Origin of the sequence: Sphingomonas sp. 66-10, from assembly GCF_001897045.1 — a bacterium.
GTDB lineage: Bacteria > Pseudomonadota > Alphaproteobacteria > Sphingomonadales > Sphingomonadaceae > Sphingomonas > Sphingomonas lycopersici.
The window spans coordinates 29,882-40,981 of record NZ_MKRR01000030.1 but is presented as its reverse complement, the minus strand read 5'-3'; the positions used below and the strand labels follow the sequence as shown (position 1 = coordinate 40,981).

Here is an 11,100-nt window from a genome sequence, read left to right as displayed (position 1 = left end):
GCGTCACCCGACGCAGCCGACCCGCCTCTGTTATGGCGCAGATGACAGATTACGCTTACGCAAACCGATCCGCCGGCGACCGCGCACGCAATCGCAGACAGGCGCGACGACATGGATCACATGTCGCCGCGCTGCTGTCGAGGCGGATTCAACGCTGCGCGACTTCGATCTCGCCGCGCGCGGACAGGCCGTTCTGGGCACGCTGCTGGATCGCGCTGATATCCGAGCGGGCGCGTGCGAGCGACGCATCATAGCAGGTCCGTCCCGCCATCTGCTCGTCGAGCGGGACATGCATATAGGTCGAAACATCGCACACCCATTCGGCGGCCCCTTTGACGCGTTGCATCAATTGACGCAGCCCCGCGTCGCTGTTGATGTTGAGATCGGCATAACTGACCCGCATCGTACGCACCTGATCGGCGCGCGCCCTTACGGTGACCGGCCCCGCGGCGGCCGGCAATGCGATGACGAGCAAGGATATGGCAAGAACGCCGTTACGTTTCGCAATCATGGCATCACCTCTCTGTCCGAGCGTGTCCCGCAGAACGAATCTTCGTTGATCTTGCAGGATCGATGACAGCGACCCACGGAAAACTTCCCGGTGGAATGGTCACATTGGTGATGCTTCAGATACAACGCCACTTACCGAGCCGTCACAATGCAGACCCCCGTTCGGTATTACGATCCAGAAGTACAAATCATTATAAATAAACAATAATTCTTCTGATATTAACTAATTATAACAAAACATGCCGGCAGGACATGACAAAATTATATCAATTCATGCCAAAGGAACGCCCATTCAATTTGCAAACAATTGATCCCCCACTCCCATAAACGGTTAATCTGGAACGGAATTTCCCCACACGTCGGGGCGAGCACGCTATCCCTTGCCGCGATCGCGGCCAGCACCGGAACGCGTTGCGTCGGGAAACCTTTGGTCAACACAGTTCCCCTATATCGGGCCGGTGAACATCGCCGAGCCACCGACCGTTCGTCACCCGGCCATCCCGCTTGGGCCGCTGCTGGGCTTGTCCGAAGGGGAGAACCCCGCCGCCTGGGCGCGGATCCGGGGCGCCAAGCTGCTTGCCGGCCGGCAGATGGCGATGTTCATGCTGGCCGCCAATCTGGTCGGCGCGGCGATCGTCGCGATGCTGTTCGCGCCGCATCTGCCCTTGTCGTGGCTCGGCCTATGGGGGCTCGTCGCCGCCGGCGTCGGCACCGCGATCGCTGTCAGGCGGTTGCGCACCAGCGCCGTCCCCGGCGCGCTGGCCGGCATCGCCGATCTGCGCAACACCGTGTTCGAAGGCGCCGCGCTGGCGGCGGTATGGGGCGTCCCGGTGATGGTGTTCGACCGTTACGTCGATTCCGGCACCGCGCTCGCCTTGTGGATGGTGCTGTCGGTGCTGATGTCGGCCGCTGCGGTCGCGCTCGCCCCGCTGGTGCCCGCCGCGGTCGCTTTCATCGGCGGGATCGCGCTGATGGTGGCGGCCGAGCTGATCGTAACGCACCTCTTCGTCGCGGCAGCCGGCACCCTGTTGTTCGCCGCGATCCTTATCGTCGGCTGCGTCTCGCGCGCCCGCGCGCTCGTGCTGCTGCGCGGGTCCGAGCTGACGCTCACCGAGCGTGACGAGACGGTCAGCCTGTTGCTCGGCGAGAGCGAAGACAATCGCGCCGACTGGCTGTGGGAAACCGATGCGCAGCGCCGTGTGATCCGCGCCTCGGTGCGCTTCGCGCTCGCGCTCGAACTTCAGCCGGCCGAGGTCGAGGGGACGCCGCTGCTCAAGCTGCTCGCCGGCCCGATGTGGGAGGCGGGCAATTTCTCCCCCGGGCTGCGACAACTCGCCGACAAGCTCAAGCGCCGCGAAAGCTTCCGCGATCTCGTCATGCCGGTGTTCGTCCACGGCCAGGAGCGCTGGTGGGAGATTTCCGCCACCCCGCGCAACGACGATCACGGCAATTTCCTCGGCTTCCGCGGCGTCGCCTCGGATGTGACGGCGGAACGAGTCACTGCCGAGAAGATCAACCGCATGGCGCGCTTCGATCCGCTGACCGGCCTGTCCAACCGCCTGATGATCCACGAGATGCTCGGCGAAGCACTGGCCGAGGCGGAGCAATGGGATTCGCGATCGGCGTTCATGATGATCGATCTCGATCGCTTCAAGGCGGTCAACGACACGCTCGGCCACCCGATCGGCGACCGGCTGTTGCGACGCGTGTCGGAGCGGCTGGGACAGCTCGTCACCGGCAATGAGGCGGTGGGCCGGCTCGGCGGCGACGAATTTGCGGTGGTGGTGCGCGACGCCGCCGATATGGCACGCGTCGAAAAGCTGGCGCAGTCGATCATCGACGCTTTGTCCGCGCCCTATGAGATCGACCAGCATGTCCTGTGGATCGGCGCGTCGATCGGGGTGGCGACCTCGCCGCGCGACGGACAGAGCGCCGAAAACCTGATCCGCTCGGCCGACCTCGCGCTCTATCGCGCCAAGGATGCCGGCGGCGGTGTCTTCCGCTGCTACGAGCCGCAGCTCCATGTCGACGCGGAGGAGCGCCGCGTGCTCGAGATCGCGCTGCGCCAGGCGCTCGATCGCAACGAGCTGTCGCTGCATTATCAGCCGGTGGTCGAGGCCGGCTCGGGCCGCCTGACCGGGTTCGAGGCGCTGCTGCGCTGGCAGAACCCGCAATTCGGCAACATCCCCCCGGCGAAATTCATCCCGCTGGCGGAAGCCGCGCGGCTGATCGAGCCGATCGGCGAATGGGTCCTGCGCACCGCCTGCGCCGAGGCGGCCTCCTGGCCGAGCGATGCGCGGATCGCGGTCAATGTCTCACCCGATCAGCTGCACAATCCGAATTTCGTCACCGTCGTCGCGCAGGCGCTCGCCAATGCCGGGCTGCCGCCGCACCGGCTGGAGCTGGAAGTGACCGAAAACGCCTTCGTACGCGAGGGCAGCAGCGCGGTGACCGTGCTGGAACAGGTCATCGGGCTCGGCGTGCACCTCAGCCTCGACGATTTCGGCACCGGCTATTCGGCGCTCGGCTATCTCAGCCGCACGCGTTTCTCCTCGATCAAGATCGACCAGACCTTCGTGCAGGGCGCCTCGCGCGGGATGCCCGAGGCGCTGGCGATCATCCGCGCGGTGGTCGCGCTGGCGGGCAGCCTCGGCATCTCGACGACGGCCGAAGGGGTCGAGACCGAAGCCGAGCTCAACCTGATCCGCGAACTGGGGTGCAGCAAGATCCAGGGGCTCTATTTCGGCCGCCCGCTGCCGGTGGAGGAAGCCCGCGCGCTGATCCGCCGCGCGCGCCGCCCGGACGCATCGGCAGCGGCGTAAATCGCGACTGCCCTATTGCCCGATGCGACGCGGCGCGTTAGGGGGCGCTTTCCGCGTAGGGGTGTAGCTCAGCTGGTTAGAGCGTCGGTCTCCAAAACCGAAGGCCCTCGGTTCGAATCCGAGCTCCCCTGCCACTTTTTCCCAGAATAAACCGTCAAGACAACCGCCCAGGCCGTCATCCCGGCGAAAGCTGGGATGACGGCCTGTGTCGAGATGCCGGGCTGACGCACAAGAAAAAGGACGGAGCCGAAGCCCCGTCCTTTCCGTTCAACCCGGCGCGCGGAGGCGCCGGGTTGCCCCTCCCATCAGAATTTCGCGCCGGCGCGGATACCGATCGTGCGCGGCTGGATCGGCACGATATACGGCCGGTCGCCGCACGTGCCGCAGGCCTGGAAGCGCGAGATTTCGCCGCGTTCATCCCACAGATTCTGCGCGAAGACCTCCAGCGTATAATTGCTGCCGATTTCCGCCCCGACCGCGAGATTGCCGGTGGTATAGGCACGCAGCCGCCCGAGCTGTGCCGCCGGGTTGATGATTTCGCCGGTGCCCGGCGCGTAAACCGCCGACCGGATATCCGAGGCCGCCGAGCTCTGGTGCGAAACCAGCGCCTGGATATAGCCCTTCGCCGACGTTCCGAGCGGCACCGTATAACGCGCCGTGCCGGTGATCTTGAACTGCGGCGTAATCGGCAGCCGCGTGCCGGCAGCCGCAGACACGATGTTCCGCTGACCGCTATCGAGCATACCGGTGCAGGTGAAGGTCGGATCGGCGCCGAGGCAGAGATTCTGCCGCGTCTTCGCATCGGTATAGGAGCCGGCCACGGTCAGCGCGAGCGGGCCGGTGTTGACACTGGCATCCATCTCGACGCCGCGGATGCGCGCATTCGGGCCGTTCTGGATGATCGTGAAACTGTTCACGCCAAGGAAGGCGAATTGGAAGCTGTCCCAATTCTGCTGATAGACCGCGCCGTTGAAGCGGAGCATGCCGTTGAGCAGCGTCGTCTTCCAGCCCACTTCGTAATTGGTGAGATAATCGGGCGCATAATTGCTGACATCGGCACGCCGGTTGATCCCGCCCGGACGGAAGCCGCGCGACCAGGTGGCGTAAAGCATTAGCTGATCGGTCGGCTTCCACGTCGCGTTGAACTTGTAGGTGACGCCCTGCCCTTGCGTCCGCTTCGGCAACAGCCCGTTACCCGAAACGATTGCGAGGTTGGTGCAAGGCCCGCCCGCCACGGTTGCCGGGAAGAACGGCGCGGGATTCTGCCCGGCATCCACCATCTGCTTCAGGCTCTGCCCGTTGGTGAGATAGCAAGCCGCAACGCCCGTCTTTGAGCTTCCAGCGGCGTTATGCGGCAATGCCGTGTAAGGAATGCCGGTTTCATCCGCCGCCGGATTGCGGCCGAAGCCGAAGAAGCCGATCAGCGAGTTATCGTAGATGAACGCACGCGCGCCCGCGGTGAGCGTCAGCTTCGGCAGGATGTCGAAGCTCGCCTCGCCGAACATCGCATAATCCTTGTCGACGCGATGCTGCTGGGTAAGCCACAAGGTGCCGGGCAGCCCGTTGACCGACAGCTCGGGCGCGAGCCCGGCGATGCGATAATCCTGGTGGATGAGGTTCGACTGGCGCTGGTAGAAAGCGCCGGCGACGATGCGGAACCGCTCGGTGCTCGGCGAGGCGACGCGGATTTCCTGGCTCATCTTCTTGAAATGATCGGTGCCGATCACGCGTTGCTGCGGGTTGATCGTGTTGCCGGCGGCATCGCGATAATAGAAATAGCCGGCGAGACCTCCCTGCTTCTGATAGAGGTTGTCATAGGCCTCGGCATAATCGGTATAATCGCTCGACTGCGTATCGCGGCGATCGAGATAGGCGCCGGCATAGGTCAGATCCCAATTGCCGACCTTGCCCTCGATCGTCAGCGCGCCCTGGATGAAGCGATCGCGACGATATTCGGGCAGGAAATGCTGGACCTGGAGGTCGCCGACCCGCGGATCGAAGCCGTAGCTGCCGTGGCTGCGCTGCTCCTGGTAGAGCACCGTCGGCGTCACCGTCCAATTGTCGTCGAGATCGACCTTGAGCGCGGCGCGGCCGCCCCAGGTCTCGGTGTCGTTATAATCCTTCTTTACCAGCGCCTTGTTGTTGAGAGTGATCCCGTCCTTGAGACAGCCAATGGTAACGGTGGGATCGTTCGGATCCTTGATCGGCGTGCCACAGAAGGTGCGGGTGCCCGCCACATTGTCGATATAGCCGGCATCCTTCTGGTAGAAGCCGACCACGCGCAGCGCGACGTTCGACGAGAAGGGCGCGTTGATCATCCCCTCGATCTTGCCGCCGACGCCGCCCTTGTTGACGGTGTTGAGCTCGCCGTCGACGCGGCCGTAGAAGCCCGAGGTATCGGGCTTGTTGGTGATGATGCGGATCGTCCCCGCCTCGCTCGACGCGCCGTAGAGCGTGCCCTGCGGGCCGGACAGGCTCTCGATCCGCGCGACGTCATAGATATGGATGTCGAGCGTGCCGCCGATCGTCGTCACCGGCTGTTCGTCGAGATAGCTGCCGACCGAGGGGAGTGAGCCCGAGTGGTTGCCGTCGCCGCCCGAGGCGACGCCGCGCATATAGACGGTCGTCACGCCCGGCTGCGAGGTCTGGAACGCCACCGACGGGAGGAGCTGGGTATATTCGTTGAAATTCGAGATGTTGAGCTGATCGAGCTTGCGCGTCGACAGCGCCTGCATCGAGATCGGCACCGTCTGGATATTCTCGTCGCGCTTCTGCGCGGTGACGATGATGTCGCTCATCGCGTCGCTGGCCGCGGGGCGGCTGGGCGCATTGCTCTCGGCGGGCGCGGTCTGCGCAAAGGCGGGGCCGGCAAATGCGACCGAAGCAAAAAGCGAGACCAGCACGCGGCGTTCGAAACTTGTCATCACGCTCCCCCCGGAGACTGTTTTATTGTGGAACGGCAAGACTGTGATGCGGCGCGGCTCAGGTCAATCGCCGCGCACCGACAATCGCGCGAACCGCGCCGACCGTGACAGTTTTGCAACGAAGCAATCAGCTCATCTAATCGTCATGCCCGGCTTGAGCTAATTCACCCGAAGCGCGGCGCCAGCGGATAATGGTCGACCACGTCGCCCAGCGCCGCCTCCAGCGGGCCGAGGTGGGGCGCGAACGGCCGCCATGCGGCATCGCCGCCGCGGAAGATCGGCTGGCGCACCTGTTCGGAGCTCGCCGTGCGCACCGCGCGCTCCGTCTCGTGGAACGACAGGCAAGCAGGCTCGAACGGCAGATCGAGCCGGTCGAGCAACGCGCGAATCCCGGCCTCGGGCGCGTCGACCAGCTCCTCGTGGATCACGCGGATCACCTGCCCCGGCAGCACATGATCGAGATGCGCCATCAGCCGCACATAATCGCGGTAATAGCGCCCCATATCGTCGAGCCCGTAGCTGAACGCCTGCCCACGCGCGAAATGCTGCTTGAAATTGGAGAAGCAGCAGGCGCGCGGATCGCGCCGCGCGTCGATGATCCGCGCATGGGGCAGGATCAGCCGGATCAGCGCGACATGCAGCCAGTTATTGGGCAATTTGTCGATGAAGAACGGCCGTCCGCTGCGCCGCTGCACCGCCGCGCGACGCAGATATTCCTCGCCCAGCGCCGCCGCGTCCTCGGCGGTGAGCGCGGCCAGCCCCGCGGGATAGCCCGATACGCGCCGCACCATCGCGGGCAGATCGGGAAGCTCGGTCGTCCCCTCCACCTGGCCGTGGCTGGAGAGGATCTGCTCGATCAGCGTCGACCCCGCACGCGGCATCCCGAGGATGAAGATCGCATCGGGCGCCTGGCATCCCCAGCCCGCGCGCGCGGCGAAGAAATCGGGGGTCGCCACCGCGATCATCGCGTCGACCATATCGGTCAGCAATTGCGGATCGTAGCCGAGCTGCGCGCGCCGCATCGCATTACCGGCGGCATAATGCGCAAAGGCGATGTCGGCGTCGCCGCGGTCCTCATAAGCCTTGCCCAGCGCGAAATCGAGGTGAAGCGCATCGTCCTCGACAAGATCGGTGCCCGCTCGTGCCGCCGCCATCGCCGTGAGATCGGCATCGGTAAAGCGCACGGTCTTGAGGTTGGCGAGGCTCCACCATGCCTCGCCCAGCGTCGGCTCGGCCGCGATCGCGCGGCGATAGGCGTCGACCCCGTCGGCCTGCCGCCCGACCGTCTTGAGCATATGGCCGTAGCTCATCCACACCCGCGGCTGATCCGGGGCGGCGGCGAGGACGCGTTCGTAGAGCGCGATCGCCGCGTCGAACCCGCCAAGCCGGCCGAGCGCGGCGGCCTTGAGATTGGCATGGCCGATATGATCGGGCTCGGTCGCGAGCAATTCGTCGAGCTCGACCAGCGCCTCGGGCGCGCGGTTCTGGCGATAGAGGACGAGCGCGAGATTGGCACGCGCCGCAGTGAAGGCGGGGGCCAGTTCGAGCGCGCGGCGCAGCAGATTCTCCGCGTCCTGGTTGCGCCCGATCCGCCCGGCCAGCTCCGCCAGCATGCGGATCGCGCGCGCGTCGAACGGATCCTGCTTGAGATAGCCCTTGAGCAACGGCTCGGCGATGTGGAGCTGCCCGTCGTGCAGCGCGATCGCGGCGTCGAGCAGCATCGGGGGGTAAGCGTGGGATTGCGTGGTGACGGTTGCCATCGGCCGCGACGATGCGGGCAAGCGTCGCGCGAAGCAAGCGCTCTGTCCCGCCCGCCGCCACCTCTTGCCTTCCCGCGACGGCGACGCTATCTCCGCGACCCATCCGACAGCGAGGACGGGCTTCACCGTTTCCCTGATGACAGGGAAGCGGTGACGGACCTATGCCTCGCTCGGCTCGTTTGCGAAGGCACGTAAAAGTGGCGAAGACGTCCCCGATCGAATTCATCCGTCAGGTTCAGACAGAGGCGCGCAAGGTTACCTGGCCGGGTCGCCGCCAGACGGTGATGACCGCCGTGATGGTTCTGATCATGACGACGATTCTGGCGCTGTTCTTCCTCGGCATCGACACGGTCTTTGATCAGATCGTGAAGGGCCTGCTTGCCCTCGCGAAATAACGGACAAGGGTTTCACGCAAATGGCGCGCTGGTACATCATCCACGCTTATTCCGGTTTCGAGGGCAAGGTCCGCGATACCATTTTGACCGAGGCGGAGCGGCTCGGCCTCTCGGCGCTCGTCGAGCAGATCGAGGTGCCGACCGAGACGGTGACCGAGGCGCGGCGCGGCAAGAAGGTGTCGGTCGAGCGCAAGTTCATGCCCGGCTATGTGCTGGCCAAGCTCAGCATGAACGACGACGTCTATCACCTCGTCAAGAACACGCCGCGCGTCACCGGCTTCCTCGGCTCGTCGGGCAAGCCGCAGGCGATCAGCGACGCCGAAGCCGCGCGGATGCTCAACTCGAAGGAGGAAGCCGCCGCCGCGCCGAAGCATCAGGTGAAGGTCGATTACGAGATCGGCGATTCGGTCAAGGTGCTCGACGGCCCGTTCGCGAGCTTCAACGGCACGGTCGAGGAGCTCGATTTCGACAAGTCGAAGGTCAAGGTGTCGGTGTCGATCTTCGGCCGCGCCACCCCGGTCGAGCTCGATTTCGAGCAGGTCGAGCGCAGCAAGTAAGCCGCAGGCGGCCACGCGCATAGCCTTGCTATGCGCGAGACCGCCAAGGCCGGCCGGCGGGTCGCGCAGCGAGCCCGTCCGACGACGCGGGATTCACTCCCGCGTCGGCCCTTCCGCATCTTACACCACGGAGACGGGGCACTCCTCCTCAGTGGCTCAGCCGCCACCCGATCGCGATCACCGCGATCGCCACCGGCGGCACCGCCAGCCGCCCCAGCGGCACCCGCGCGCCGGCCGCCCGCCAGCCGCTCACCGCGAGCACCAGCGCGAGCGCCCCGCCGATCATCGTCCACAGATAGTAACGCAGCTCCGCCGCCACCCCGAGCGGGGCATAGCCGAGCGCGTAGAGCAGCGCCGACCACGCCAGCATCTGCGTCGGGAAGCCGATCGGCGCGCGCACCGCCGCCCAGAGCAACCCGATCATCGCCGCGATCCACACACACGGCCAGCCGAGCGGCATCTCCCCTTGCCACCGCGCCAGCCGATCGACCGCATGCACCACCACATTCGGCGTGATCGCAAAGCCCCAGTCGTTGGGCGGCGCCTCGACCTGCACCGGGCGGTCGACCGAATCGAGCGTCAGGAAGCGCGTCTCGACGTTCCAATGCGCCAGCCGGTGCTGGGCATAAGCGATCGGGTGCGCGAGGATCGCGCGCAGCCAGAACAGATGCGGCTCGATATGCCCCGCGGCGAAGGCGCGGCGGACATGATCGAAGTCGATCGGGCACGGCTGATCGACCCACCAGGCGTAGCTGTCCCACTTCACCGGATTGTAGCAATGCCGGTTGATCGCGACCGCATCCTTCACCCCGACCGGCGGAAAGCGGTTCTCCCCGGCGTGATAGGTGATCCCGCCGAGATCGAAGATGATCAGCGACAGCTCGACCCCGCTCGGCTTGGCGGCAAGCAGGCGGTTGGCGACCGGCATCGCCGCGGCGAGCAGCGCCAGCGCGGCGACACCCGCCACGATCATCCGTTTCGGCTGCGCGCGCCAGCTTTCGGGCAAGGTCCACAAAGCGAGCGGCAGGGTGGCGAAGACCGCGTTGAACCGCAGCATCGAGGCGAACACCAGCAACGCCAGCGCGGCCGCACGCAGCGCTCCCCTCCCGCGCGCGGACCGGTCCGCGAAGGCGCATAGCCCGACCGCCGCGAGCAACGCGCCGGTCATCAGACTGTCCTTGATGATCGTCGCCATCAGCGCGATCGCCAGCGGCAGGAGCGCGACGCACCCGATCGCCACCGCCCGCCCGCTGCGCCGCGCGCGCAAGGCGGTGAGGATCAGCAATTTGAACCCGGTGGCGTAGAGCAACAGCTGGAGGATCAACATCGGCGCCGGGCTGTGCGCGAGCGGGAGCAACTGCCGCCAGATCCATTCCATCGCCGGCGGGTGCCAGTCGTCGAAATCGCCGCTCAGCGCCTGATCATATTGCCGGATCGAATCCCAGGTGACGAGGCCGGGCCAATAGGCCAGCGACGCGGCGCACGCGACGACCAGCGGCACGAAGGCGAACAGCCACTGCCGCCGGGTCGCCCGCTGCGTCATCGTCAGCGCGCGACGTCGAACGCGGTGCGATAAGCGGGCTTCACCGCGCGGAGCACCGCCGCGGTGACCGGCAGCGTCACCTCATATTCGCCCTCGGCATAAGGCCCGGCGACATAAGGATCGGCGATCAGCCCGATGCGGTTGATCCGGTTGCGGTTCGACGAGCCGAGCAGCACGGTCAGTTCGCCGATCTTGGGGCAGGCATCGAACGGCCCGTCATGCCCCGGCGCTTCGCCGCGGCGCTGGGTACGGATCGCGTTGAGCCGGTCGCAGAACGCCTGCCCGACTGCCGCCTGCAGTGCGGCGTCGGAAACGAACACTGCCTTGGGCCCCACCCGGCGCTTGGCGGCCTTGTCCCACACCAGCCCGAACGATCCCGGATTGCCGTGCGCGCCGCCGGTATAGCTGTAGACATTGCCCGACAGGCTCAGGAAGCGCGGCGTGTTGGTCACCAGCTTCCATGTCTTCTGCAGCTCATAGGCGCGGAACGGGAAACTGCCCTTGCGCGCCTCCTGCCGTGCCTCGGCGGCGTCGCGCGCCAACGCCGTACGCTGCTTGGCGCGATCCGCCTCCAGCCAGGCGCGCAGCG

8 protein-coding genes and 1 tRNA gene are annotated in these 11,100 nt (G+C 65.9%); 4 read left to right on the top strand and 5 right to left on the bottom strand.

All coding sequences use genetic code 11. From position 1 onward, the window contains the following. Window positions 1-148: 148 nt before the first annotated feature. Window positions 149-511, bottom strand: coding sequence for a UrcA family protein (locus BGN95_RS03755; RefSeq protein ID WP_179510759.1), 363 nt, complete (start codon window positions 509-511; stop codon window positions 149-151). Between the two features lie 457 nt (window positions 512-968). On the opposite strand from BGN95_RS03755, the gene BGN95_RS03750 reads away from it, so the two are divergent. Together BGN95_RS03750 and BGN95_RS03745 are read left to right on the top strand one after the other, a co-directional pair. Further along, window positions 969-3,332, top strand: a complete 2,364-nt coding sequence (locus BGN95_RS03750) for a putative bifunctional diguanylate cyclase/phosphodiesterase (protein ID WP_265314417.1) — start codon at window positions 969-971, stop codon at window positions 3,330-3,332. A gap of 57 nt (window positions 3,333-3,389) precedes the next feature. Further along, window positions 3,390-3,466: transfer RNA gene (locus tag BGN95_RS03745), tRNA-Trp, on the top strand. A gap of 171 nt (window positions 3,467-3,637) precedes the next feature. On the opposite strand, the gene BGN95_RS03740 is transcribed toward BGN95_RS03745, so the two are convergent. Beyond that, window positions 3,638-6,256 carry a TonB-dependent receptor gene (locus tag BGN95_RS03740; RefSeq protein ID WP_286771663.1) on the bottom strand — a complete coding sequence of 873 codons (2,619 nt, stop codon included), beginning with the start codon at window positions 6,254-6,256 and terminating at the stop codon, window positions 3,638-3,640. Window positions 6,257-6,420: 164 nt separating this feature from the next. Then, window positions 6,421-8,016 (bottom strand): tetratricopeptide repeat-containing sulfotransferase family protein, encoded by a 1,596-nt coding sequence (locus BGN95_RS03735; protein ID WP_286771662.1) that lies wholly within the window; start codon window positions 8,014-8,016, stop codon window positions 6,421-6,423. A gap of 197 nt (window positions 8,017-8,213) precedes the next feature. On the opposite strand from BGN95_RS03735, the gene secE reads away from it, so the two are divergent. Together secE and nusG are read left to right on the top strand one after the other, a co-directional pair. Then, complete coding sequence (gene secE / locus BGN95_RS03730) at window positions 8,214-8,411, top strand: preprotein translocase subunit SecE (RefSeq protein ID WP_179510756.1); 198 nt, start codon at window positions 8,214-8,216, stop codon at window positions 8,409-8,411. 20 nt (window positions 8,412-8,431) lie between these two features. Beyond that, window positions 8,432-8,968, top strand: coding sequence for a transcription termination/antitermination protein NusG (nusG, locus tag BGN95_RS03725; protein ID WP_179510755.1), 537 nt, complete (start codon window positions 8,432-8,434; stop codon window positions 8,966-8,968). 148 nt (window positions 8,969-9,116) lie between these two features. Here the strand turns inward: nusG and BGN95_RS03720 are convergent, their stop codons facing one another. Then, window positions 9,117-10,511: a hypothetical protein gene (locus BGN95_RS03720; protein ID WP_286771661.1), complete on the bottom strand. Its 1,395-nt coding sequence runs from the start codon at window positions 10,509-10,511 to the stop codon at window positions 9,117-9,119. A 2-nt stretch (window positions 10,512-10,513) separates the two neighbouring features. Further along, on the bottom strand, window positions 10,514-11,100 hold a 587-nt coding region (locus BGN95_RS03715; protein ID WP_286771660.1), incomplete at its 5' end, for a DUF4163 domain-containing protein.

Bases quoted from the DNA above. Each gene is read 5' to 3' on its own strand.
- BGN95_RS03755 (WP_179510759.1), bottom strand. From the start codon at position 511: ATGATTGCGAAACGTAACGGCGTTCTTGCCATATCCTTGCTCGTCATC.
- BGN95_RS03740 (WP_286771663.1), bottom strand. From the start codon at position 6,256: ATGACAAGTTTCGAACGCCGCGTGCTGGTCTCGCTTTTTGCTTCGGTC.
- BGN95_RS03735 (WP_286771662.1), bottom strand. From the start codon at position 8,016: ATGGCAACCGTCACCACGCAATCCCACGCTTACCCCCCGATGCTGCTC.
- nusG (WP_179510755.1), top strand. From the start codon at position 8,432: ATGGCGCGCTGGTACATCATCCACGCTTATTCCGGTTTCGAGGGCAAG.
- BGN95_RS03720 (WP_286771661.1), bottom strand. From the start codon at position 10,511: ATGACGCAGCGGGCGACCCGGCGGCAGTGGCTGTTCGCCTTCGTGCCG.